This is a genomic window from Pantoea sp. MHSD4, assembly GCF_021043305.1.
Classification (GTDB): domain Bacteria; phylum Pseudomonadota; class Gammaproteobacteria; order Enterobacterales; family Enterobacteriaceae; genus Pantoea; species Pantoea eucalypti.
Genome location: NZ_JAJNDH010000006.1, coordinates 20653 through 45316, shown reverse-complemented (window position 1 = coordinate 45316; position 24664 = coordinate 20653). Strand labels below are relative to the sequence as shown.

The following is a 24664-nucleotide window of genomic DNA, read 5'->3' as shown; positions in this document are numbered from 1 at the left end:
TGCACTAAGCTGTAGCTCTTTACCGGACGGAAAGAGTATCGCTATGTTGTATCGTCGTTTTGAACGTTTTATCAATATATTTCATGACGCGCCCACCGATTCGCCGCCCTCAACGGTCTGGTCGTTTTACCTCTACTACCTGCGCCAGGTCTGGCCCAGTTTCGCAGCACTGCTGGTGGTGGGGCTGGCGTCAGCGCTGATCGAAGTGTCGCTGTTCAGCTATCTGAGCCGCATTATCGATATGGTGAACCACTCCACACCCGCCAGCCTGTTTCAGGATAACTGGCCGATACTCCTGTGGATGGGAGCAGTGGCGCTGATTCTGCGGCCGATTTTTATCGCCCTGCACGACATGCTGGTTCACCAGAGCATCAGCCCGGGCATGACCAACCTGATCCGCTGGCAGAATCACAACTATGTGCTGCGCCAGAGCCTTAACTTTTTCCAGAACGATTTTGCAGGTCGTATCGCCCAGCGCATCATGCTGACCGGCAGTTCACTGCGTGATTCCGCGGTGCAGCTGGTCGACGCTATCTGGCACGTGCTGATCTACGCCGTGACGTCGCTGGTGTTGTTTGCCGATGCCGACTGGCGGCTGATGATCCCATTGATTATATGGATGGTCGCTTACAGCGCCTCGCTTCGTTTCTTTGTGCCGCGCGTCAAAGCCCGTTCGGTGGTCTCTTCAGAGTCGCGTTCAAAGCTGATGGGCACCATTGTTGATGGCTATACCAATATTGCCACCATCAAGCTGTTTGCCCACAGCGATCTGGAGCGTAAGTATGCGCGTGAGGCGATGCAGGAGCAGACGGAAAAAACTCAGCACGCTGGCCGCATGGTCACCAGCATGGATCTGACGCTGTCAGCACTGAACGGCCTGCTGATTGTCTCTACATCCGCGCTGGCGCTGTGGTTGTGGAGCCAGTCGCTGATCAGTGTCGGCGCCATTGCGCTGTCGACCGGTCTGGTCATCCGCCTGGTCAATATGTCTGGCTGGATCATGTGGGTCGTCAATGGCATCTTCGAAAATATCGGTACGGTTCAGGATGGCCTGAAAACCATTGCGCAGCCGCTGAGCGTGCAGGATGCGCCGCAGGCTAAACAGCTTAAGGTGACGCGCGGCAACATCCGATTCGAGGATGTGCGCTTTGACTATGGCGGTGGCCGTCAGGTGATTAACGGCTTTAATCTCGACATTAAACCGGGCGAGAAGATTGGTCTGATTGGTCCTTCGGGGGCCGGTAAATCGACGTTAGTGAACCTGCTGCTGCGTCTTTATGACCTTAACGGTGGGCGGATTGTGATCGACGATCAGGATATCGCCGCAGTGACGCAGGAGAGCCTCCGTAGCCAGATTGGCATGATTACGCAGGACACCTCGCTGCTGCACCGTTCGATTCGGGAAAACCTGCTTTATGGTCGTCCTGACGCCAGCGAAGAGGAATTACAGCTTGCGATTCACCGCGCCCGCGCCGATGAGTTTATTCCGCTACTCTCCGATTCACTGGGCCGCACCGGGCTGGATGCACACGTGGGGGAGCGTGGCGTGAAACTGTCGGGTGGTCAGCGTCAGCGTGTGGCGATTGCCCGCGTGCTACTGAAAGATGCGCCGGTGCTGATCATGGATGAGGCCACCTCGGCGCTGGACTCCGAAGTGGAAGCGGCGATTCAGGAGAGCCTGGAGTCACTGATGCAGGGCAAAACCGTTATTGCGATTGCACACCGCCTGTCGACCATCGCGAAGATGGATCGACTGGTGGTGCTGGATAAAGGCGGTATTGCTGAGATGGGCAGCCATCACGAGCTGCTGGCGCAGAACGGTCTGTATGCCCGTCTGTGGCAGCATCAGACCGGTGGCTTTGTCGGCATCGATTAATCGCCGCGTCGATAGGGTAAGGCGTCGCGTGCTTCTTCCGCCCAGCCGCGCACGCCTTCCCGCTCCTGCACCAGAAAATCGGCCACGGCATCGCGCAGGCCGGGATGCAGCAGATAGTGCCAGGAGTGGGTAATCTGCGGCTCAAAGCCGCGCACCAGCTTGTGCTCGCCCTGCGCACCCGCATCAAAGCGCGTCAGCCCTTCATCCAGGGCTAAATCCATTCCCTGATAGAAACAGGTTTCGAAGTGCAGCCGATCAAACTCCGCCAGGCAGCCCCAGTAGCGGCCATAGAGCGAGTGGCTGTCCCGCAGATAAAAAGCCATTGCCGCCGGTTGCTGCTGTAAGCGGGCGATCACCACCACAATATTCTGCGGCATTCGTTCCGCCAGCAGACTGAAGAAGTCGCGCGTCAGATAGGGCCGCTGACCGCGCACCGCATAAGTGTTGGCATAACAGGTATAGACAAAATCCCACTGATCTTCGCGCAGCTCATCACCGCGATAGCGGTCAAACACAAAACCGCTCTGCGCCACCTGTTCACGCTCTTTACGCAGCTGTTTGCGCTTGCGCGACATCAGCGTGTCCAGGAAATCCTGAAAATCGCGGTAGCCGCGATTATGCCAGTGATACTGACAACCGAGCCGTAAGAGCCAGTCGGGCTGATCGGCCAGCAGCGCGTTAGCCTGCGCATCGGTAAAATTGATGTGCGCACCGCTTAAGCCCTGCTGCAACAGGCTTTCCGGCAGGGCTGAAACCAGCTGAGACGCGGCCGAGGCTTCTCCCAGCAGGCGTGCACCGGTGACCGGGCTGAAGGGTATCGCGCCCAGCCATTTCGGGTAGTAGCGGATGCCGGCGCGCTGGCTGGCATCCGCCCAGGCATGATCAAAGACATATTCGCCCTGTGAATGTCGTTTACGGTAGCCCGGCAGCGCGGCGCGGGTCACGCCCTCTTCCCGCCACAGCAGATGGTCAGGCTGCCAGCCCGCCTCAAACCGTACGCTGCCACTCTCTTCCAGCGTCAGCAGAAAGGCGTGGCGCAAAAATGGCTGGTCATCAGGCAACAGCGCATCCCACTCGGCGGCCGGAATCTCCGCCAGTGACGTCAGGTGAATCAGCGACATGAAATACTCCAGTGAACGTCGGGCAGAGAATCAGTCAAGCAGGTTTTCCGCGCCAGCGAAAGGGTTAAGGCACGCAAAGTGAAGGCTGCATCGCCTGGCCACAGCCCCTATACTGCGACTTTACCTCCTCAGGACTTCGCCATGGATCGACTCGATTGTGACCGGATGTTTGTCACGGTGCTGGAAACCGGCAGCTTTTCTGCCGCGGCGTTGCGTCTCGGCACCAGCAGCAGTCAGGCATCAAAACTGGTTTCAAAGCTGGAGCAGCAGCTCGGCGTGCAGCTGTTTAAGCGCAGCACGCGCGCGCTGTCGCCCACCGATGTCGGACGCAGCTATTATGAGCGGGTGAAGAATCTGCTCGATGCCTTTGAGGCGCTGGATGCCAGCGTGCGTGAAAGTGCGACGACGCCCACCGGCAGGCTGAAAATCAGCGCACCCGGCTCCTTTGGCACGGCGGTATTGTCTCAGGTGCTGGTGGCGTTTGCCCGGCGCTATCCGTTGATTGAGCTGGATGTCAGCTTTTCAGACCGGGCCGTGAACATCGTCGATGAAGGTTTTGATATGGCGATCCGCATCGGCACGCTCAGCGACAGCAGCCTGGTGGCGCGCAAGCTGAGCGAAGTACATGTGCGTATCGCCGCATCACCGGTCTATCTGGAGCAGTTCGGCACGCCGCAGCACTGGCGTGACATGGCACAGCATCAGTGCATTATCGACACCAATTTTCGCGATCCCTGGCACTGGCCGTTTACCAGCGGGGACGGCAGCAGTGAAATTGTGACCGTGCCGGTGCGTGGACGTTTACGCTTCGCCAATACTGAAGCCTGTCTGCAGGCCACCATCGCCGGTCTGGGCATTGCGCGTTTGCCCGGTTTTATTGCGGCCCCGGCGCTGCAACGTGGGGAGATTGTCCGGCTGCTGGAAAATTTTGAGACGCCACCGCTAGGCTTGTTTGCGGTTTATCCGCCGGCCCGTCATCTGCCACATCGGGCACGCCTGCTCATCGACTTCCTGGTGACGCACTTCACGCACGCTCCACCGGTGTGATTTCTTCCATATTGGAAGAAATCATTGTCTTACAGACCCGATTATCAGTCGTTTAGTCATCAGTTAAGCTACTTCTCTCACCACAGAGGAGTTGCGCGATGTTAGTAGAAGGCAAATGGAGTAGTGACTGGCATCCGGTGCAGGCTACCGATAAACAGGGCGGATTTGTTCGCCAGACATCCGGTTTCCGGCACTTTATCAGTAGCGATGGCTCGACTGAATTCGCCGCCGAACCGGATCGTTACCACCTCTATGTGGCGCTGATCTGCCCGTGGGCGTCACGTGCGCTGATGGCCCGCAAACTCAAAGGGCTGGAGTCAATGATTAGTGTCACGGTGGTTGAGCCGCAGCTCGGGGCTCAGGGCTGGCGCTTCGGCACGTTTCCCGGCGCACAGCAGGACCCGCTGAATAACGCGCAATATCTGCATGAAATCTATACCCGTGTCGCGCCCGATTACACCGGCCGCGCCACCGTGCCGGTGCTGTGGGACAAGAAGACCGGCACCATCGTCAATAATGAGTCCGCTGACATTGTGCGCATGTTCAACAGCGGCTTTGGCGATCTGGCCGATAACCGCATCGATCTCTATCCCGCCGCGCTGCGCCAGGAGATTGACGCGCTGAATGAGAGTCTCTATCCGCGTCTGAATAACGGTGTTTATGGTGCTGGCTTCGCCACTACCGCCCTCAGCTATCAGCAGGCATTTAATGACGTCTTTAGCCAGCTCGATGAACTGGAAGCCCTGCTCAGCGATGGTCGCACTTTCCTGCTGGGGGAACGGCTGACTGAATCCGATATTCGCCTGTTCGTGACGCTGATTCGCTTTGACGCCGCCTACCATGGCCTGTTCAAATGCAACCTGCGCCGGATACGCGACTATACGCTGCTGAATCGCTATCTTAAGAGCATGTTATCGGTCTCCGGCGTACGTGAGACGGTCAGTATCGACCACATCAAACAGGGTTATTACTCGATCAAGGCGCTGAATCCGAACGGGATTGTTCCGGCTGGCCCGGATATGAGTGAATACAATTTGTAAGGACATAAGCTAAAGGAGCAATGATGGCAAAAGCACTGGTAATTTTTCTGCATGGCGTGGGCAGTAACGGCGACGATCTGGCACCGATTGGCCGTCACTGGGCGACGCTGTTGCCGGATGTGATTTTTGCCTCTCCCAATGCGCCTGAACGTTTTCCCGGTGGTTTTGGCTGGCAGTGGTTCAGCCTGGCGGACATCACACCTGAGAACAGGCCTGCCCGTGTTCGGGCAGCGCGGGCGGCATTTGATGCAACCCTTAGCGAGATTATTGCGCAGCACGGCTTCGCGGAACGCTGGCAGGATGTGGTGCTGGTCGGCTTCTCGCAGGGATCGATCATGGCACTGGATGCCCTGGCGTCAGGCCGTTATCCGCTGGCAGGCGTGGTCGCCTTTTCCGGGCGTCTGGCGGTTGACGGTGAATTAACCCCGCAGGCTCATGTACCCGCGCTGCTGATTCACGGTCAGGCCGATGAGGTGATCCCGTGGCAGGAGAGCGAATCTGCCGCAGCACGACTCCGGGCCGCAGCGGTGCCGGTCGACGCGCGCTTTGAACCCGCCACCGGCCACACTATTTCCGCTCAGGGTGCTATGCACGCCGCCGGATTTATCGGCCAGTGTTTACAGGACTAACCCCAGTAGCGGTTTAACGCCTGCCAGGCATGACGTGCTGCGACGTCGGGCGGCAGGCGTTTCAGCGTATCATTAAAGACTTCGATACCCACCGGCCCCTGATAGCCTGCACTTTTCAGCTTATCGACGAAGCGTTCAACATCAATAATGCCATCGCCGGGCAACTGACGATGGTGTTTTGCCATCGCCATCAGGCTATGCTTATCCTGCGCGGGAACCGCGGCCATATCACACAGCTGCACTTCATAAATACGGTCGGCAGGAATGCCGTCCAGCTGCGAGGCGTCACCGCCCAGTGCGCAGATATGGAAAAGATCCACCACCAGCCCGATATTGGGCTGATCGAGCCGCTGCAATCGCTGCCACGCCAGCGGCAGCGTATTGTCCACGCTGCACCAGGCCATCGGCTCATACATAATGCGCATGTTGTAGCGTGCAGCTTCAGAGGCCATCCAGCGCAGGTCATCATCAATCTGGTCGGCGCAGCAATCTTCGCGGGTGCTGGCCGGTGCCTGAATCGTGTCGCAGCCCAGCGTCCGGGCAATCTGTATAAACTGGCGCAGCTCTTCGCGCTTCTGGCACCGTAGCGCACCCGGTGCGCCGGTAAAATCGCGCAACACCTGCAGATTAGTAAAGCCAGGTCCCTTCAGTGCGCTGATCTCAGCCAGTGCTGCCGCACCGCCCTCGTATGCGTCAACATCCTCGCGCCAGATCTCGACCTGATCAAAACCGGCGTCGCGCGCCGCCTGCAGTTTCTGGTCGGGTTCACCGTTTAACAACACCAGGTTAAGGAAGGTAGGATTGGTTCGCATGGCTCGGCTCCTTAATCGTCCGGAATAATCGGTGACGTTCAGCGTTACGCCCGCAATAGCCATGCGGGCGTAAAACCTGAAACAGTATCTACCTCTTAAGCGTTAAGACAAGCGCCAATTCGCCGGATCAGCTCAGCAGCGTGACCAGCGCGAAACCGGCAAACGCCATCAGCAGTGAGCCAATCACATGCACCAGCGCGCTGGCCATCGCCCACATATATTTTCCGGTCTGAAGCAGACCCATTAATTCCGCAGTAAACGAGGAGAATGTTGTCAGGCCGCCACAGAGTCCGGTGACGATCAGCAGTTTCCAGATCGGGTCCACGTCGGGATGGCGCACAAACCAGGCCATTGCGCCGCCGATCACCAGCCCGCCGATCAGATTCACCAGCAGCGTGCCGGGCGGCAGATTAGGAAAGAGCGCATTAAAACGCATCGAGAACAGCCAGCGCAGTACACAGCCGGCAGAGCCGCCGATCATCACAGCCAGTAACGGTTTAAACATGTGTTGCTCCTGATAACAGAGTAATGCCGGGCTGAGGGGGGAAAGGCAGAGATAAACTGCGCCTGACACCTCAGCTCCCGCGAAAGGATTGAGTGTCAGGCGTCATCAGCCGGTGTAAAGCCCACCGGCGGTTGGGAAAGGTGGCACGCCATCACCTTGAGCCGGTGATAATACGACGCCCGTTTCAGGCTGGCAAGCCTGTGCGCATGGCGGATGAATCGCTTGACGCCCTGCCCGCTGGCGGGGTAATGCTGAGAGTTAACAGCCTGTTGCGGAGAGCCTATGCGTACCCTGATTTTTGATACTGATATCGGCGTGGATGATGCCTTTGCGCTGGCTTATGCGGCGCGGACACAGCATCTGCTGGGGATTACCACCGTGTATGGCAACGTGGCGGTGGGTCAGGCGGTGAAAAATGCCCGGCTGTTCTGCGACAAAATGGCGATTAATGCGGAGGTCTATCGCGGCTGTTCGCGGCCGCTGGCGCTGGCACCCTCTGCGCCCGCCAGACTGCACGGTGAAGATGGGCTGGGCGACGCGTTTGATAATGCCTGCAGCGATGAGGCGCCAGGCGCAGTGCAGTTTATTATCGACAGCGTGCGGGCGCAGCCGCATCAGATCACCCTGGTGGCGATTGGCCCGCTGACCAACATCGCCACGGCCATTAATCAGGCGCCGGATATTATTCCGCTGGTGAAAGAGCTGGTGATCATGGGCGGCGCGTTTGGCACCGACGGCCACAGCGGCAACGTGACGCCCTTCAGCGAATTTAATATCTGGAAAGATCCGCATGCCGCCGATCAGGTGCTCGCCTCGGCGCTGAACGTGGTAGTCATCCCGCTGGATGTCACGCACAAGGTGTTAATCAGCAGTGATGAGGTTCAGCGTCTGAACCAGCCGGTGCTGAGCGCTATCTGTCGTCCTTATCTGGCTTACAGCCTGGCAAAGGAGGGTTTTGCCGGTATGGCGCTGCACGATACCCTGGCAGTGGCGTGGCTGACGCTGCCGCAGGCCTTTACCCTCACTGAAAGTCCGCTGCGGGTCATCACCGAGGGCATCGCCTGCGGTCAGACTGTGCGTAAGCTCGGCGCACTGGCGTCGCGCAATGATCCCTTTGCCGGTCTGCCCGCCCAGCGTATCGCGCTCGGCGTGGATGCCGACGCGGTGCGGGCGCACTTCTTTGAAACCCTCACCGCGCCCTGAAACGCCGCGTTAGCGGTCGAAGTGAATCACGCCTTTGATCAGTTCGCGATTATTGATGACTTGCGACTCAAAGGTTTCATCCAGCGTGGAGAAAGCCAGGTGATGATTCAGCATCATTTCAGCACGCAGCTGGCCGCTGGCCATCAGTGCACTTACCCGATCAAAATCTTCGCGGGTGGCATTGCGGCTGCCCATCAGCGTGGTCTCTTTTTTGTGGAATTCACTGTCAGGGATAACCAGATCGCCTTTGTGCAGGCCGACATAGACGATTGTGCCGCCGTGTCGCATCAGGTTAACCGAATTGTTCATCGCCGCCGGGCTGCCGGTGGCGTCGATCACTTTCAGCGCCAGACGACCACCAAACTGATCCCGTAGCGCGCTGTAAAACGCCTCATCCGCCGGATTCAGTGCCGCCAGACCCAGCTGATCAGCGACATGCTGGCGACGGAATCCGCTGGTGTCCGCCACCACGACCTGCGCGCCACTGGCGGCGGCAATGGCGGCGACACCCAGCCCAATCGGTCCGGCACCCACCACCAGAACCTGCTCATCCGCTACAATGCCTGCACGACGCACCGCATGGGCGCTGATGGCAAAGGGCTCAATCAGCGCGGCCGCTTCCGGGGCCACCTCATCCACCGCCAGCAACGTGCTGACCGGCACGCTTAAGTAGTCGCAGAAACCGCCATCCTGATGCACGCCTATCACCGAGATCTGTTCACAGCAGTTGGTCTTGCCACTCTGGCAGGCGTCGCAGCGCAGACAGGAGATGTAGGGCATTAACGCCACCCGCTGGCCTGCCTGAAAGCCCTCGGCGCCACTACCCAGCGCCACCACTTCCGCACAGATTTCATGGCCCAGCACCCGTGGATAGCTGAAGAACGGCTGATTGCCGGACCAGGCGTGGATATCCGTGCCGCAGATTCCGGCGGTGAGAATTTTAATCAGCGCCTCGCCAGCGGCAGGCGTGGGGGTGTCGCGGGTGGCCCAGACCATCTTACGTGGTTCAGCGATGACCAGTGCTTTCATTGTTGTCATGGTGATTCTCCGGTTGTCCTGCAGGCAGTTACGGCGAATCCTGCCTGATGCGCAGCGTTCGTTTACGGGAAGTGTGAAGCACGGCGATTTTTTTGGGCTTTGAATGGTTTTTAATGCATTAAAAACCGGAGAGTCAGATGAGCCGCAGCCAGAATTTGCGCCAGAACGTCATCAACCAGATGCTGGAGAGTATCGCTCAGCGACATATTCGTTCGCCCCTGCCACCGCAGGCGGCGCTGGCGGAGATGTTCAATATCAGCCGGACCACGGTGCGACATACCCTGCACTATCTGCATCAGTGCGGCGTGCTGGATAAAGTGGATCAAACCTACGTTATCGTGCGTGATCCCCGCGAAGAGGACAGTTTTAGCGCCTTAACGCCGCCGATTGAGCAGCAGGCCAGTCACTTTGAGCAGATGTTTTTTAATATGATCAATCAGCGGCAGCTGGTGCCCGGCGACACCTTCAGCGAGCTGCAACTGGCGCAGCAGGTGAAAGTCAGTCCGGTTGTGGTGCGCGAATTTCTGCTGCGCTTTATGCGCTATGACCTGCTGGAGCCGGTGAAACGCGGTCAGTGGCGCATGAAAAAATTCACTCAGGATTATGCCGAGAAGCTGTTTGAACTGCGCGAGATGCTGGAAACCCACGCCCTGAGCCGCTTCCTGAATCTGCCCGCCAGCGATGAGCGCTGGGTGCAGGCGCGGGATCTGCTGGATCGTCACCGATCCATGCGCGACACCATCGCCAGCAACTATCGCCACTTTGCTGCGCTGGACCGTCAGATGCATTCGCTGATTTTATCCGCCGCCAATAATCCATTTTTTAATCAGTCGCTGGAGATCATCTCAGTCATCTTTCACTCGCATTATCAGTGGGATGAAAGCGATCTTAAGCAGCGTAACATTGTCGCGCTGGAGGAGCATATGGCGATACTGACCGCGCTGATTGGCCGTCAGGATATTGATGCGCTCTGTGCATTACATAACCATCTGGCGACCGCCAAAACCTCAATGGTGCGCTCAATCGGTCAGTACAATTAAAAACCGATTAAAAACCACAAAGCATTAGCTCCCGCACGATTCAGAAACATCTTTGCAACATCCTTAACCCTTTGCTCTTAGTCTCGACTGCAACGTCACGGCGGCCTTTTGCCGCTGCGCGCAGACCCCTTCTCACCATAACGATAAGTACCCAGTTTCGGGAGAGTGCAATGGAAAAGACCTCAGTAACCGGTCGCGACAGCGTGACCGGCGACACGCCACCAGGCCAGGATTTCGTGCCAATGCGCAGCGATGTGGTGCGTTCACCGCGTATCCGCAAAGTGCAGATTACGGCGATGCTGCTGTTGCTGTTCGCCGCCATCATCAACTATCTGGATCGCAGCTCGCTGTCGGTCGCGAACATGACCATCCGCGATGAGATGGGGCTAAGCGCCACCGAAATTGGCTTCCTGCTTTCTGCTTTTTCGCTGGCGTATGGCCTGGCGCAGTTGCCGTGTGGCGCGCTGCTGGATCGTAAAGGGCCGCGCATTATGCTCGGCATCGGCATGTTTATCTGGTCGCTGTTCCAGGCCGCTTCTGGTCTGGTGCATAACTTTACCCAGTTCATCCTGGTGCGCATCGGCCTGGGTATTGGCGAAGCGCCGATGAACCCGTGCGGCGTGAAAGTGATCAACGACTGGTTCAACATTAAAGATCGCGGCATGCCAATGGGGATGTTTAATGCCGCTTCAATGATTGGGCTGTCGGTGGCCCCACCGATTCTGGCGGCGATGATGCTGGTGATGGGCTGGCGTGGCATGTTTGTCACCATCGGTATCCTCGGCATGTTCCTCGCTATCGGCTGGTATATGATTTACCGCGACCGGGATAACAACACCCTGAGCGCCGAAGAGATCCACTATCTGCAGGCGGGCAGCGTGGCGTCGCGGAAAGAGCCGATCAGCTTCAAAGAGTGGCGTGGCCTGTTTAAGCAGCGCACCATGTGGGGCATGATGATTGGCTTCAGCGGCATCAACTACACCGCGTGGCTCTATATCGCCTGGCTGCCGGGCTACCTGCAGTCCACCTATCATCTCGATCTGAAAAGTACTGGCCTGCTGGCGGCGATTCCGTTCCTGTTTGGTGCAGCGGGAATGCTGCTGAATGGCTATGTGGTTGACTCGCTGGTGCGTCGTGGCTTTAACGCCGTAAAAACCCGCAAAGTCTGCATCGTTAGTGGGATGCTGCTGTCAGCCGGATTCACCGCCGTGGTGACCCGCGCGACCGACACCACCAGCGCCGTGACGCTGATTGGCATGGCGCTGTTCTGTATCCACTTCGCCGGGACCTCGTGCTGGGGATTGATCCACGCTAACGTCACCGCCCGCATGACCGCTTCGGTCGGCAGCATCCAGAACTTTGCCAGCTTTATCTTCGCCTCGTTCGCGCCAGTGATCACCGGCTGGGTGCTCGACACCACCAAATCGTTCAGCCTGGCGCTGATGATCTGTGCCTGCGTCACGCTGGTTGGCGCACTCGCCTACCTGCTGCTGGTGCGCCAGCCCATCACCGACGGCGAATAATCGCAGGACGGCGCGGCGGCTACGTCAGCGCCGTCAGCGTGACGCCATGTTTTGCACCGTAACGTTTAATACCTGCCATCACCTTCTCTGAATTAAGCGGAGGCGGCGGTGGCAACAGCGGTGCCCGTTCACGCAGCGCCGAGTCGAAGCGGGCAAACGTCGCGAAGTCACGCGGGTAGCGGGCTTCATCCACACCAATTAAAACTCCCTCGTCACGCGCATGGGACAGCAGCGCCCGCCAGCGATCAATCTCCGCCAGCCCGATACTGTCGGTACCATGAGAAAAGAGCATCATATCGATGTTACGGAATGGCGGCTGTTTTTCCAGGAAACGTTGCAGCGCTAATGCCGAGGATTCGCTGCTAAAGCTCAGCCAGAACGGAATCGACTGCTGCTGCTGCGTACACCACGGATCCATCAGCAGGAAACTGTCCACCGTCAGCCGGGTCGGTAAGATTCCCGCCGCCAGATACCAGTCGCGGTAGATCTCCGCCACCACATAACTCATTGCTTCCGGATTCTCGTAGCGAATCTCCATCAGCTTCCAGCTCTGCGCTTCGGCAAGCTTTTTCAGCGGTGCGATCAGATAACCATCCAGCCCCCACTCCGCTTCCGGCACCCGGTCGGTAATGGCTGGCGGCGTCCAGCGCTCACGATCCACACCGTAACGTGCCAGATATTCCGCCACGCGCGGACCGCCCTGCATAAACTCTTTTTCGCTGGCTCCGCCCGGCGCACCAAACTGAAAGAAAGAGCGATCGCTGGTGCGCGTTACCGGCCATTGCTGGGTGCAGTGATTGATAAACAGTGTGGAACCGGCGGGCAGACTGCCCATCAGGAATTCGTTAAAGGCCAGCGGCAGTTCGCGCAGTTTGAGCCGGAAATAGCGCATCTGATCAAGCATCAGGCGATCCTGATTCGGGTCGTGCATGTGGTGAACCGCCAGCCGTGGCCAGGCAGCCAGCAGCGCGGCGGCCACCTCTTTACCCTGCTCAAAATTCGCTTCTGCATCATCCGGATCGTTACTGGCGGCGCGCACCGGACAGAGAAACGTCTGCGGCAGCCAGGGCACGTTCATTGCCGACGCCAGATGCACCAGCGCGCCGTTCGACGAACCGATAAAGGCCGCCGGATAATCCTGCTGTGGGTACTCACTCACCATCCATTCAGCAATACCTTCTATATCCAGCTCGCCCGCCTGGCGCAGGCTGATGCCTTCTGCCATGCCGCCCAGCGCATAACCCCACTCACGTAGCCCGGTCGGCAGACGATTCAGCGAGGGCAGTAACCGGTCAAGCGTCGGTGACTGGCTCGGACTGGCGAAGGGACGATCGTGAAGCGCATTTGCCAGCGCCAGAAGCATGGCGGCAGCAGAGTCAAAACGGGCGATGCCCTTGGGCGGTTTACTCATGCTGATTCTCCTGCTGAATGCGCGCCACGAACGGGCGGATGGCGTTGCAGAAACTCCACGGATAGACGTAGTGCAGCGTGTGGGTACCATCGCGCAGCGTCAGACGTTCGCTGCGCGGCATCAGCGCGGCGAGCTCATCCAGCCAGCGTGCCGGGCAGACTGGATCACGCGAGCCACGCAGCAGCAGCGTTGGCGCGTTGATGTAAGTGAGGCGATGCTCAATATGGTCGCGCATCATGACGCGTAATGTGCCGAACGCGCGCCATAGCCCGGCCTTGGCGTAGTCGATGCACGCCAGCGAACCCGGCGAGCGATGCGCCTCCAGACTACGATTGCGCCAGTTGCGCCAGAACTGGCGTGTCAGACTGCGCGCATGGCGATCCACCGTCGGCCCTTGCAAGACCAGCCCCGCTACCGCCTGCGGATATTTCACCGCCAGCGCAGCCAGAATCTGGCAGCCAAACGCATTGCCCACCCAGATGGCACGCTGAAACCCGTTGTGCTGCAGCCAGAGCCAGAGCGCATCAGCCTGCTGATCCACCGTCATGATGGGTGCGGAAGGTGGCAGCGTGCTGGCCCCAAAACCGGGCAGATCCGGCACCAGCACGTGATAGTCGCGGCCCAGTGCCAGCGCCAGCGGCTCCATCGCCCGGCCCGACATCACCAGCCCGTGAATCAGCACCACCGGCAGTCCCTGATCCTCATTAGGTGTGACACGCGTAAACATGCGCCAGTCGCCCACCTGCTGGAAATAACCCGCCAGCCCGGCGTGGTGACTGCGCGGCAACACCGGCGGCGTCTGCTTCAGTTGCTGCCAGCGTTTCATACCCCAAAGCGTAGCCGCTACACCTAATCCCACGCCTGCCACAATCGCTGCCTGTTTTCGTCGATGCTTCTGGATCATCCGCTGCTCCTGATTTGGGGAGGATAATTCAGTGTAGGACGGGATTGGGTTGAAGGCGGGTTAATGGTGGGTTGAAGGTTTGGCGTAAGAGGTAATTTCTTAGAGAATGGCAAAATTTGCTGTGTAGCGTCGCTTGCTGTTTTGCGGACAACATGACCCCGACCGTACACTATATTGCAGATGGCAAGTAGCGCATTGCTGCATAATCCTGTTTACGAGTGCTTCGCGCTTTAGAGCTGGATATCAGACATAAAGAGTAGTTATCAGAAAGAGTGCCCTTTGCGGGATTTTTAGTGCCATTATCAGGTAAAGTTATTTAAGCTACACAGGTAATTTTAAGGATAAAAGTCTATGAAATTGAACGAAAAGGCGCTGCTGGATTCCGGCTTTAACTATGCAGATCTTCAGAAGCTTAAAAACAACATTGCTAACTATGGCGGCTCTCTGGATTCGGTTATCCATGACCTTGCTAACCGCTTTATTGCTGCAAAGTGGATTACTATCGTTGCCTTAGCCATTCTCGTTCTCACGTTAGTGCTGGCATCCTCAGATACCAGCATCACGCTCACAGGTACACTTGCAATTGTATTACCTTTTATATGGTATCTAACGCCAGCAACACTTGCCTATAAGGCATGGCGCTATCGTAAATTAACAACTAATTCTGAACAGCGCCCTTAACAGATATAAGGTCAAATATGACTTTGGCCGTAACACCATAACCGACTATGTGCATTGTGAGTTTGGCGCGGCTCATTGTGTTAACTTTTCGGAAATAATCGGATGGCATGTATCTGAATAAACGCCAGGTTCCGGGGCGCCTGAAGAGGCCAAATACGGTATAAGCATTTGCGACCAGCGAGACTGATTTATAGACTGCCAGCCCGCTGTTTGGACTGAACCCCATAAATTGAGCGGAAGACATGGCAGCATCAGCCACTAAACCTTCGGTGTTTTTTATACCCATAACGTAGTTCGAAAATTCTTTGCTTATGCCGTTAGCGCCGTCAATAACCAGCACTGCACCGGCCAGAATACCCATAGGCGTCATAGAACCTATAAGGGTTAGGCCAGTAGCTATTTCGGCACCGGCCATAACAACATTTACAGCAGAAATCACATACCCAACGATATTATTGTTTTCCTTAACAAACTCCACTTTGGCGTAGAGTTTCGCAGCTTTCATGCGCAGCATTCTGTCCTGCTCCTGAAGGTTTTCCATTTCTATCCGCAAATTTCTAATACATGCCACGCACTCTTCGTCAGATTTTGCACGTCGTGCAGCGGCAAATTCCTTCTCAATGAGATCTCTAATCTCCTGAACGAACTTTACCTGAGTCATGCCATTTGAAAGATGGGCCGAGGACACATGATTAGCCGTATTGATCAGCTTTCTGGCCTCAAGATTAATCATTGTTTCAGCCCAGTGCTTATTTCGGCCTGAGCGCATCATATCGAGCAATGCTGCATCCATTTATATTCTCCCTGAACATTATATCGCCGATAAGACCTCATATATTCAGCTATAAGCCGTCGATTACGACAGAATTAAGCTACATGAGATAGCATATTAAAGGATGACCTATCAGAAAAAATTTACAATTTAGAGCGGCACTAAATCATGACACTTTTGCCATGATTCTCACGTTGACGCAGAGACAATCAGCATGAAATCGAAAACCAGGTTACATAAACAAGGAATTACAACCAGCACATAACGCACGGCTGCAAAGGCGTCATTTTGTCGCCAGAAAGTGTTTTTAGCGGAAAGACAACAAGAAGAGTGGCAGAAGCAGATTAGACGCACCAGGAAGTGCAAAACGCGGGTTTACTCAGAAGAAAGCAAAAGCAAAAGCAAAAGGTGATAATCACAGGTCGATCCCTGACCGCGATTATCGAGGGTTTCTTGCGGGGTGCTTAGTACATGGCACCCGGCGGTACGTGTTTGAACGTCTCAACATAAGCGCGGAACACGTGTTTAATGATGCGTTTCATAAAATGCCTGATTCAAATTTAGTTGAACATATACTGAAAAAGTATAGCCGCTGTGCGTTTTAACAGCAAATAAATTTGAAGCAGATCACAAAAATACCGCTTTTATGTGCAAAGGCCCTAGGCGGTGTAGCCAAGATGCTGCAACAGAATGGTGGAGCCGACGGCGATTAACACCACGCCACCCAGTACTTCCGCCCATTTGCCCAGTACCGGACCGATAAAGCGTCCGACTAATACGCCGGTCGTCGCCATCACTGTGGTGGCGGCACCAATGGTCAGCGCGGTGGTGATGATATTCACCTGTAAAAAGGCCAGACCAACGCCGACCGCCAGTGCATCCAGGCTGGTCGCGACGGCAGTGGTCGCCAGGACCATAAAGCCATGACTTTGCGGGGCTTCACAAGGTTCTGCGACGGCTGTCTGACGAAAACCTTCCATCATCATACGGCCACCCAGAAAGGCCAGCAGGGTGAAGGCAACCCAGTGATCCCACGCCATGATGTAACGACTGGCCGCCAGACCAAGTGCCCAGCCAATCAGTGGGGTCAGCGCTTCAATAGAGCCGAAGATCAGACCGGTACGCAGCGCTTCTTTAAAACCAGGACGATGCAATGTGGCACCTTTGCCCAGCGCAGCGGCAAACGCGTCCATCGACATACCCAGCGCAAGAATTAAAGTGGCAATAAAGGTCATGATTTATTCACCTGGGGCGAAAAAGCGGCAATTCACGCTGAATTCACCACACAAAGTGTTCAGTTATGAAAAAGTGGGCGCAGTCTACCACGCAAACCTCAAGATAAAAAGACAGTAAAATCAGGGATTTAAGTATAGCAAAGGCTATAACTCTTATCATTCGCTATGAATGGCGCTAAGTCGATGGTGGCAAAGCATTTTCTGGCCGTTTTCCCTGCCCTGCACTACGCCATGTGGGCGTATTGCGGCACACCACCATTGAACCCTGTCGCCGATTACCGGAAAATGCCGGGCTGATAAATATGGGATACCGGTTATGAATAACCCTTTTGAAACGTTGGTTGTGCCTGGTGGCATTTTGCTGCTGGGCTTTCTCTCGGCGCTGCTGCTGCCCGCGCCCGCTTTTAGCGTGACGGTGGCGCAGCATCTGTTGCAGATGTTCCATTTACAGGATCTGAATCAGCTCTACACAGTGGTGTTTTGCGTCTGGTTTTTGCTACTGGGCGCCATAGAGTTTTTTGTTATCCGCTTTGTCTGGCGTCGCTGGTTCAGGGGCTGACCGCCTGCGCATCGACCAGCGCTTTTAGCCGTTCAGCGCTGCGCGCGTAACCTTCACGCGGCAGATGTGCCGCACCCAGTACCAGACCCGCACCGCGCTGCCCGGCCTGCTGATACCAGACCGACAGCGGCGAGGGGGCCATGCCCCACTCCACCGCCTGCTGCGCAATGGCCTCATCCAGAGTACCGGCGGGTAAGCGGACAATCACCGCCAGCCCGGCGCGTTGCAGGTCGGGAAAGTAAGGATGGAGCGCCGCGACCATCTGCTCCAGTCGCTCATGATAAACGCGCTTCATGCGCCGCAGATGCCGCATAAAGTGTCCGTCCCGCAGAAACTCCGCCACCGCGTTGTGTAACAATCCTGAGGATGCAGGCGCAAGCAACGCGCAGACCTCACCGAAGCGCGCCGTCAGCGCCGGCGGAACCACCATAAAACCGAGCCGCAGTTGCGGCGTCAGCGTCTTGCTGAAGGTGCCGATGTGCAGCACCCGCCCTTCACTGTCGAGCGCGGCGAGTGCAGGGGCCGCGCGATTACCGGGCTGAAGCTCGCCGAGATAATCATCTTCGATAATCCAGCGCTGCTCCCGGCTGGCCCAGTTCAGCAATTCATGACGGCGTACCAGGCTCATGGTCATGCCCAGCGGCGCCTGCTGTCCCGGTGTGACCAGCGCGAAAGCGGCATCCGGCGCGCGGGCAATCCCGGCCTGAACCTGCAACCCTTCGGCATCAACCGGCACGGCAACCGGCGTGACGTGTAGCACTTCAACCGCGCGACGTGCCACCCAGAATCCGGGGTCCTCCAGCCAGGCCTTTTTGCCCTGAAAATTCATCACCAGCCCAATCAGGCCCATCGCGCCCGCATAACCGCTGGTGATAATGATCTGATCCGCCTGACAGCGCAGGCCGCGTGCCACCGCGAGGTAGGCCACCAGCGCCTGACGCAGCGCTAAGCTGCCGCGTGGATCGGGATAACTCGCCGGTCTGCTGACCTGCATGCGCGTCTGACGCTGCAGGATGCGCAGCCAGACTTTTGCCGGAAACGCATCGCTGGCCGGAATGCCCATCTGAAAGGTCAGCGGTGGCGCTTCATACTCTTCAATTCCATCAGGATGGAGTGACTTGCAGTTGGCATCATTGCCGGCCGGTTTTAACGGTGGTAATGGACTGACGAAGGTGCCTGCTGCGCCTCTGGCCTGCAGAAACTGACCATCAACCAGCATGTCATAGCTGGCACGCACGGTGCCACGTGCCACGCCGAGCTGCGCCGCCAGATCGCGGCAGGAAGGTAAACGCGTACCAGGCTGTAAACGCCCTTCACTAATCGCCTGTTCAATCAGCAGTCGCAGCTGCTCGCTGAGCCCCCGTGATGCACCGCGTTGCAGTGTCAGCGTAGAAAGCGGCGATGGGCCAGTCAGACTCTCATTTTTTGGCACTTTATCTGCTCCATTGAAAGGCCGAAAATCACCTCATCAATCCCAGGAGGCAATAAGATGAGCGAACGTATCGATTTTCACCTTGCAGCACCGGCAGGCATGAAAGCGCTGGGCGGCGTATACAGTTATCTGGCACAAACCGATCTGCCACTCACTTTACTGGAACTGCTGTTCCTGCGCATTTCCCAGATTAACGGCTGCGCCTACTGCATTGATATGCATACTAAAGCGCTGAATAAATCGGGTATGAGCTGGGATAAGATCGTGCTGACCCCGGTCTGGCATGAATCGGGGACGCTGTTCAGTGAGAAAGAGAAGGCCGCTCTCCACTGGGCTGAATACCTGACGCTGATTGCTCAGCAGGGTGCGCCAGACGCCTGCTATGCGGCACTGACAGCCGAGTTCAGTGAAAAAGAGATTGTCGATCTGAACATCGCGATTGGCCTGATGAACACCTATAACCGCATGGCGATAAGTCTGAAAAAGCTGCCTGCCAGCGCGAATCAGTCATAGGTGAATCCGATGCGTGGGCCGATGCGCACGCATTTTCACACTCACAAAAATGTAACATTATTTTTACACAAGCGGCTGTTAAGGCCCTGCCATCCTGATTCCTGTTATTCCTTACTGCGCAATAAATCGCTAAATTTCAGCTAATTAAATAATTCCGCACTGTTCACATCCTTTCCGGCACTGCACCAGCATGGGGCTTTTCCGCAACATCCGCTTTTAGTTAACTCACTGACTTCACTCTAAAAAATCACTAATACGCCGCGCATCGTGATGATTAATTCTTATGCTGAATCATTTCTGCATTTAAAAAATAAACTAATGTTTAATTCAGATGCGAGAATGTTATATTCGGATGACTAAGCATAACGTTCAGTTAACGCGTTATCACCGCTTTAACCCTATACCTGAGACTTAACCTTTGAGAAATAGCGCAACGCGCTCGTAAGAAGCGTGACTATTTCGCCTGCGAAACTGTTGGGCTTCAGGTCAACAGAAGAGGAGATGTCGCCTCATGAGCAATTCAGCTGTAAACCTTGCGCTCGCGATGAGTGCCATGGCAAAGGACACCACTACTGCGCAGGAGCGCAAAGACGTTGACGTGCTGCTGATTGGTGCTGGTGTGATGAGCGCTACCCTCGGTGCATGGCTGCAGGATTTAGAGCCGGACTGGTCTATCGAAATGGTGGAGCGGCTCGATAGCGTGGCCGAAGAATCCTCCAACGGCTGGAATAACGCGGGCACCGGTCATGCGGCGCTGGCGGAGCTGAACTATACGCCTCAGCAGGCGGATGGCAGCATCGACATCTCTAAAGCGATAACGATCAACGAATCGTTTCAGATTTCCCGCCAGTTCTGGGCTTATCAGGTTCAGAAAGGCAACCTGCGCAATCCCAAAAGCTTTATTCATAGCACGCCGCACATGAGCTTTGTCTGGGGCGACGACAATGTCGACTTCCTGCGCAAGCGCTTCAAAGCGTTGCAGAAAAGCACTCTGTTCCGCGGCATGGCCTACTCCGAAGATCCGCAGCAGATTGCCCGCTGGATCCCGCTGGTAATGAATGGCCGTGACCGTCGCCAGAAAGTGGCCGCGACCTGGACAGAGATGGGCACCGATGTGAACTTCGGTGAGATCACCCGTCAGCTGATTGCCTCGTTAGAGAAGAAAGCGAATTTCCAGCTGCGTCTGCGTCAGGAAGTTCGGGATCTCAAAAAGCTTGCCGATGGTCGCTGGCAGGTGACGCTGCAGTGTCTGAACAGCGGCACGCGTCGCACGCTGACGGCGAGCAAAATCTTTATTGGTGCGGGTGGCGCGGCGTTACCGCTGCTGCAGAAAGCCGGTATCCCGGAAGCGAATGGTTACGCCGGTTTCCCGGTGGGCGGTTCATTCCTGGTCACGGAAAACCCGCAGGTCGTCGCGCAACACATGGCTAAGGTTTACGGCAAAGCCAGCGTCGGTGCGCCGCCGATGTCCGTGCCGCACGTTGACACCCGCGTGCTGGATGGCAAGCAGGTGCTGCTATTTGGCCCGTTCGCCACTTTCTCGACCCGGTTCCTGAAACAGGGTTCGTTGATGGATATGTTCACGTCCCTGAACAGCAGCAATATGTTGCCAATGGTCAAAGTGGGGCTGAAAAGCTTCGATCTGGTGAAATACCTGATGGATCAGGTATTGCAAAGCGACAGCGACCGGATGGAGGCGCTGCGTGCTTATGTGCCGCAGGCGAAGCAGGAAGACTGGCGCCTTGTCACAGCGGGTCAGCGTGTGCAGATTATCAAGAAAGATGAGAAAGAGGGCGCCGTGTTGCGTCTGGGCACCGAAGTGGTCGCCTCGCAGGATGGTACGATTTCCGCTCTGCTGGGTGCCTCGCCAGGCGCCTCAACGGCGGCACCCATCATGCTGGAGCTGCTGCACAAGGTCTGTCCTGAGCAGATGGCTTCACCGGAATGGCAGAACAAAATCCGTGCGGTGGTCCCCTCCTGGGGACGTAAGCTTAATGGCGACGTGGCGCTGACAGAAAAAGTGTTAGCCGAGACCAGTCGTGTTCTGCAGCTCGACTATTCGCCGGTTACGCCGATGGCGGCCAACGATGAAGGACGGGAAACCGCGTTCGTCGTCGGCAAGTAATACAGTGCCGTTGATAAAAAGGCTCCGCATAGCGGGGCCTTTTTTATTGGGCGGTTGCCTGGTCGTCCTGAGGATTCTCTATTAGGGTTAAGGCATCTTTTAGCCGAACGATCAGGAGGAACCCGCATGTCTTACTCCCCTGCGTCACCCGAATTTACCCTGCTCGACCGCTACTGGCGGGCAGCGAACTATCTCTCAGTTGGACAGATTTACCTGATGGATAACCCGCTGTTGCGCGAGCCACTCAGGCCGGAACATATTAAACCGCGTCTGCTGGGTCACTGGGGCACCACGCCAGGTCTGAATTTTATCTATGCCCACCTCAACCGTGTTATCCGCAAACAGAACCTGGATATGATCTATATCTGCGGGCCAGGCCACGGCGGTCCCGGCATGGTGGCGAATACCTGGCTGGAGGGCAGCTATAGTGAGATTTATCCGCACATCTCGCAGGATGCGGCGGGTATGCAGCGCCTGTTTAAACAGTTTTCCTTCCCTGGCGGCATTCCCAGCCACGCGGCACCGGAAACGCCGGGCTCAATTAATGAAGGCGGCGAGCTGGGCTATTCGCTCTCTCATGCCTTTGGTGCGGCCTTCGATAATCCCGATCTGGTGGTGCCGTGCGTGATTGGCGACGGCGAAGCGGAGACCGGGCCGCTGGCCTCCAGCTGGCACGGCATCAAATTCCTCAATCCTGAACGTGACGGCGCAGTGCTGCCGATTCTGCATCTTAACGGATACAAGATTGCTAACCCGACGCTACTGGGCCGCAGCAGCGATGAGGATCTGCACCAGCTATTCAGCGGCTACGGCTATGAGCCGCTGTTTGTCTGCGGGCATGAACCGGAAAAAATGCATCCGCTGATGGCGGAGACGCTGGATACCGCCTTCAGTAAGATCGCTGCGTATCAGCGTGAGGCGCGCAGCGGCAACGCCAGCAACGACGTGCCGCGCTGGCCGATGATTATCCTGCGTAGCCCCAAAGGCTGGACCGGCCCTGAAACGGTTGACGGCAAGAAAGTGGAGGATTTCTGGCGGGCGCATCAGGTGCCGGTCACGGCCTGTCGTGAAGATGAAGGTCATCGCCAGATCCTTGAAACGTGGATGCGGAGCTATCAGCCCGACGATCTGTTTGATGAACAGGGTCGCCTGAAGCCGGAACTGCAGGCGCTGGCACCGGAAGGCGATAAACGCATGGGGGCTTCGCCATATGCCAATGGCGGCCTGCTGCGCCGTGAGCTGGATGCACCTGACATCGCGGAGTTTGCCTGCGATATCAGCGAGCCAGGCACAGAGATAGCGCAGGCCACAGAGCATCTGGGGCGCTATCTCAGCGTGTTGTTCCAGCGTAACCGCGATAATTTCCGCCTGTTTGGCCCGGATGAAACGGCCTCTAACCGTCTGACGCCGGTCTTTGACGTGACCAGCCGCACCTGGCTGGAACGAATAGAGCCGTACGATGAGCAGCTGGCGCGGGATGGCCGGGTGATGGAAATCCTCAGTGAGCATCAGTGTCAGGGCTGGCTTGAAGGCTATCTGCTGACCGGCCGCCACGGGCTGTTCAACTGCTATGAAGCTTTTATTCACATCGTCGATTCGATGTTTAACCAGCACGCTAAGTGGCTGAAAGTGACGCGCAAGCTGGGCTGGCGTAAACCGATTTCGTCGCTGAATTACCTGCTCTCTTCGCATGTCTGGCGTCAGGACCACAATGGCTACAGCCATCAGGATCCGGGCTTTATCGATCATGTTGCCAACAAGAAAGCAGACATCGTGCGCATCTATCTGCCGCCCGATGCCAATACGCTGCTTTGGGTGGGCGATCACTGCCTGCGCACCTGGGACCGCATCAATGTGATTGTGGCGGGCAAACAGCCTGCGCCGCAGTGGCTGGATATGGCCAGTGCGGTGACCCATTGTGAAGCGGGTATGGGCGAGTGGCGCTGGGCGGGCACCACGCCGGCACATGACCAGCCAGATGTCGTAATGGCCTGTGCCGGTGATGTCCCAACTATGGAGACGATGGCGGCGGTCGATCTGCTGCGTGAGATGCTGCCTGAACTGCGCATCCGCGTGGTGAACGTGGTCGATCTGCTGGCACTGCAGCCGGAAGATCAGCATCCGCATGGCAAATCTGATGCGGAGTTCGACGCGCTGTTTACCCAGGATAAACCGGTGATTTTTGCTTTCCACGGCTATCCGACGCTGATACATCGCCTGACCTATTCCCGAACCAACCACCGCAACTTCCATGTGCGCGGCTTTAACGAAGAGGGAACCACCACCACGCCATTTGATATGACGGTACTGAACGAGCTTGACCGCTATCATCTGGCGCAGGAGGCGATTCTGCGCGTGCCGGGCCTGGCCGACGCGCATCCTGAGCTGCTGGAGGATTTACAGCAGCGTCTGGCGGAACATCATCGCTATGTCCGTGAGCATGGCGAAGATTTGCCGGAGGTGCAGAACTGGAAATGGCCGTCGGCCACTGCACCGGGTGTGCCCGATTAAGCGGCCAGCAGCGCGTCGGTCAGCATCCAGACGGTGGTCGCCACCAGCGACAGCGCCATCAGGCTGTTAAACAGCTGGCGCTTCCAGGCAATCTGCAGATGGCTGCGCAGGCGATCGCCCAGTGCTGCCCAGATCAGGATGCAGGGCAGATTGAGCAGCATAAAGCCGATCATCACCGTCAGGACGCCGCTGCTGCCGCTATAGAGCAGCGCGACGTTGGTGGCCATCAGCCAGGCCTTGGGATTGATCGCCTGGAAGCAGGCGCCGCCCACTATCGTCATTGGCTGAGGATGGGTGCGCGCTTCGGGTGCGGCAGCGCGAAAAATTTTCCAGGATAACCACATCAGATAAGTACAGCCTGCCAGCGTCAGCGGCAGGCGAATCGCCGCCATCCAGTGCAATAACACCTCCAGCGCCATCCCGGCAATCACCGTCTGCACCGCACAGCCCACCAGAATACCGAACACCATTGGCAGAGTGCGCCGCATGCCAAAATTGACCCCGGAGGTCGCCAGCAGCAGATTGTTCGGGCCTGGCGTAATTGACATCACGGTAACGTAACTGAAGAAAGAGGGATCAAGCATGGTGACTCTCCTGAAGGTAGACAGAGTTCTATGCTAAGGCGGGAATTAAGATGGTAACAGGGACACAAAATCACTATTGTTATGGTTACAGTTATCGTTAACA

Annotated in this window: 23 protein-coding genes and 1 riboswitch; of the genes, 12 read left to right on the top strand and 11 right to left on the bottom strand. The window is 56.8% G+C overall.

All coding sequences use genetic code 11. The features are described from left to right. The first annotated feature begins 43 nt into the window (after window positions 1-43). Window positions 44-1876 carry an ABC transporter ATP-binding protein gene (locus LQK91_RS17250; protein WP_008926335.1) on the top strand — a complete coding sequence of 611 codons (1833 nt, stop codon included), beginning with the start codon at window positions 44-46 and terminating at the stop codon, window positions 1874-1876. On the opposite strand, the gene LQK91_RS17245 is transcribed toward LQK91_RS17250, so the two are convergent. Then, the gene (locus LQK91_RS17245; RefSeq protein ID WP_078805100.1) at window positions 1873-2997 is read right to left on the bottom strand and encodes a GNAT family N-acetyltransferase; all 1125 of its coding nucleotides are present in this window, start codon (window positions 2995-2997) and stop codon (window positions 1873-1875) included. The two genes, LQK91_RS17250 and LQK91_RS17245, sit on opposite strands and share 4 nt — an antisense overlap. Window positions 2998-3138: 141 nt before the next feature. On the opposite strand from LQK91_RS17245, the gene LQK91_RS17240 reads away from it, so the two are divergent. The 3 genes from LQK91_RS17240 to LQK91_RS17230 all read left to right on the top strand — a co-directional run bounded on the left by LQK91_RS17240 (window position 3139) and on the right by LQK91_RS17230 (window position 5713). Beyond that, a complete protein-coding gene (locus tag LQK91_RS17240) occupies window positions 3139-4044 on the top strand; it encodes a LysR family transcriptional regulator (RefSeq protein WP_003852064.1) in 906 nt (301 codons plus the stop codon). Between the two features lie 98 nt (window positions 4045-4142). Continuing rightward, window positions 4143-5084, top strand: a complete 942-nt coding sequence (locus LQK91_RS17235) for a glutathione S-transferase family protein (RefSeq protein WP_105099938.1) — start codon at window positions 4143-4145, stop codon at window positions 5082-5084. A 23-nt stretch (window positions 5085-5107) separates the two neighbouring features. Further along, window positions 5108-5713, top strand: coding sequence for an alpha/beta hydrolase (locus LQK91_RS17230; protein WP_003852059.1), 606 nt, complete (start codon window positions 5108-5110; stop codon window positions 5711-5713). On the opposite strand, the gene LQK91_RS17225 is transcribed toward LQK91_RS17230, so the two are convergent. Then, complete coding sequence (locus tag LQK91_RS17225) at window positions 5710-6525, bottom strand: sugar phosphate isomerase/epimerase family protein (protein ID WP_008926340.1); 816 nt, start codon at window positions 6523-6525, stop codon at window positions 5710-5712. The genes LQK91_RS17230 and LQK91_RS17225 overlap by 4 nt on opposite strands. A 127-nt stretch (window positions 6526-6652) precedes the next feature. Further along, window positions 6653-7030, bottom strand: coding sequence for a fluoride efflux transporter CrcB (gene crcB, locus LQK91_RS17220; protein ID WP_105099937.1), 378 nt, complete (start codon window positions 7028-7030; stop codon window positions 6653-6655). An 89-nt stretch (window positions 7031-7119) separates the two neighbouring features. Further along, window positions 7120-7195: riboswitch (Fluoride riboswitch) on the bottom strand. Window positions 7196-7312: 117 nt separating this feature from the next. On the opposite strand from crcB, the gene LQK91_RS17215 reads away from it, so the two are divergent. Further along, window positions 7313-8233 carry a nucleoside hydrolase gene (locus LQK91_RS17215; RefSeq protein ID WP_105099936.1) on the top strand — a complete coding sequence of 307 codons (921 nt, stop codon included), beginning with the start codon at window positions 7313-7315 and terminating at the stop codon, window positions 8231-8233. A gap of 9 nt (window positions 8234-8242) precedes the next feature. Here LQK91_RS17215 and LQK91_RS17210 read toward each other — a convergent pair whose 3' ends face one another. Continuing rightward, window positions 8243-9271 carry a zinc-binding alcohol dehydrogenase family protein gene (locus tag LQK91_RS17210; protein ID WP_105099935.1) on the bottom strand — a complete coding sequence of 343 codons (1029 nt, stop codon included), beginning with the start codon at window positions 9269-9271 and terminating at the stop codon, window positions 8243-8245. 137 nt (window positions 9272-9408) lie between these two features. Between LQK91_RS17210 and LQK91_RS17205 the strand changes: the two genes are divergently transcribed. After that, window positions 9409-10311 (top strand): GntR family transcriptional regulator, encoded by a 903-nt coding sequence (locus LQK91_RS17205; RefSeq protein ID WP_105099934.1) that lies wholly within the window; start codon window positions 9409-9411, stop codon window positions 10309-10311. A gap of 170 nt (window positions 10312-10481) precedes the next feature. Continuing rightward, window positions 10482-11834, top strand: coding sequence for an MFS transporter (locus LQK91_RS17200; RefSeq protein WP_003852047.1), 1353 nt, complete (start codon window positions 10482-10484; stop codon window positions 11832-11834). A 19-nt stretch (window positions 11835-11853) separates the two neighbouring features. Here LQK91_RS17200 and LQK91_RS17195 read toward each other — a convergent pair whose 3' ends face one another. Beyond that, on the bottom strand, window positions 11854-13245 hold the full coding sequence (locus LQK91_RS17195; RefSeq protein ID WP_003852046.1) for a hypothetical protein: 1392 nt from the start codon (window positions 13243-13245) through the stop codon (window positions 11854-11856). Continuing rightward, window positions 13238-14149: an alpha/beta fold hydrolase gene (locus tag LQK91_RS17190; protein ID WP_105099933.1), complete on the bottom strand. Its 912-nt coding sequence runs from the start codon at window positions 14147-14149 to the stop codon at window positions 13238-13240. The genes LQK91_RS17195 and LQK91_RS17190 overlap by 8 nt, the downstream gene beginning before the upstream one ends. A 351-nt stretch (window positions 14150-14500) precedes the next feature. On the opposite strand from LQK91_RS17190, the gene LQK91_RS17185 reads away from it, so the two are divergent. Beyond that, window positions 14501-14830, top strand: a complete 330-nt coding sequence (locus LQK91_RS17185) for a hypothetical protein (protein ID WP_003852044.1) — start codon at window positions 14501-14503, stop codon at window positions 14828-14830. On the opposite strand, the gene LQK91_RS17180 is transcribed toward LQK91_RS17185, so the two are convergent. From LQK91_RS17180 to mntP, 3 genes are all read right to left on the bottom strand, one after another. Beyond that, window positions 14808-15623, bottom strand: coding sequence for a DUF4225 domain-containing protein (locus LQK91_RS17180; protein ID WP_105099932.1), 816 nt, complete (start codon window positions 15621-15623; stop codon window positions 14808-14810). The two genes, LQK91_RS17185 and LQK91_RS17180, sit on opposite strands and share 23 nt — an antisense overlap. Window positions 15624-16066: 443 nt before the next feature. After that, complete coding sequence (azuC, locus tag LQK91_RS22115; protein WP_123809971.1) at window positions 16067-16144, bottom strand: stress response protein AzuC; 78 nt, start codon at window positions 16142-16144, stop codon at window positions 16067-16069. A gap of 117 nt (window positions 16145-16261) precedes the next feature. Beyond that, entirely contained in the window at window positions 16262-16837 is a 576-nt protein-coding gene (gene mntP / locus LQK91_RS17175) for a manganese efflux pump MntP (RefSeq protein ID WP_003852038.1), read from the bottom strand. Between the two features lie 316 nt (window positions 16838-17153). Between mntP and LQK91_RS17170 the strand changes: the two genes are divergently transcribed. Beyond that, a complete protein-coding gene (locus LQK91_RS17170) occupies window positions 17154-17396 on the top strand; it encodes a DUF1158 domain-containing protein (protein WP_078805093.1) in 243 nt (80 codons plus the stop codon). On the opposite strand, the gene LQK91_RS17165 is transcribed toward LQK91_RS17170, so the two are convergent. After that, a complete protein-coding gene (locus LQK91_RS17165) occupies window positions 17386-18828 on the bottom strand; it encodes a PLP-dependent aminotransferase family protein (protein ID WP_105099931.1) in 1443 nt (480 codons plus the stop codon). The two genes, LQK91_RS17170 and LQK91_RS17165, sit on opposite strands and share 11 nt — an antisense overlap. A gap of 57 nt (window positions 18829-18885) precedes the next feature. Between LQK91_RS17165 and LQK91_RS17160 the strand changes: the two genes are divergently transcribed. The 3 genes from LQK91_RS17160 to LQK91_RS17150 all read left to right on the top strand — a co-directional run bounded on the left by LQK91_RS17160 (window position 18886) and on the right by LQK91_RS17150 (window position 23977). Beyond that, entirely contained in the window at window positions 18886-19341 is a 456-nt protein-coding gene (locus tag LQK91_RS17160) for a carboxymuconolactone decarboxylase family protein (RefSeq protein WP_003852030.1), read from the top strand. A gap of 511 nt (window positions 19342-19852) precedes the next feature. After that, window positions 19853-21466, top strand: coding sequence for a malate dehydrogenase (quinone) (mqo, locus tag LQK91_RS17155; RefSeq protein WP_003852028.1), 1614 nt, complete (start codon window positions 19853-19855; stop codon window positions 21464-21466). A 126-nt stretch (window positions 21467-21592) separates the two neighbouring features. Further along, the gene (locus LQK91_RS17150; protein ID WP_105099930.1) at window positions 21593-23977 is read left to right on the top strand and encodes a phosphoketolase family protein; all 2385 of its coding nucleotides are present in this window, start codon (window positions 21593-21595) and stop codon (window positions 23975-23977) included. Here LQK91_RS17150 and LQK91_RS17145 read toward each other — a convergent pair. Then, window positions 23974-24561, bottom strand: a complete 588-nt coding sequence (locus LQK91_RS17145) for a LysE family translocator (RefSeq protein ID WP_105099929.1) — start codon at window positions 24559-24561, stop codon at window positions 23974-23976. The genes LQK91_RS17150 and LQK91_RS17145 overlap by 4 nt on opposite strands. Window positions 24562-24664: the final 103 nt, after the last annotated feature.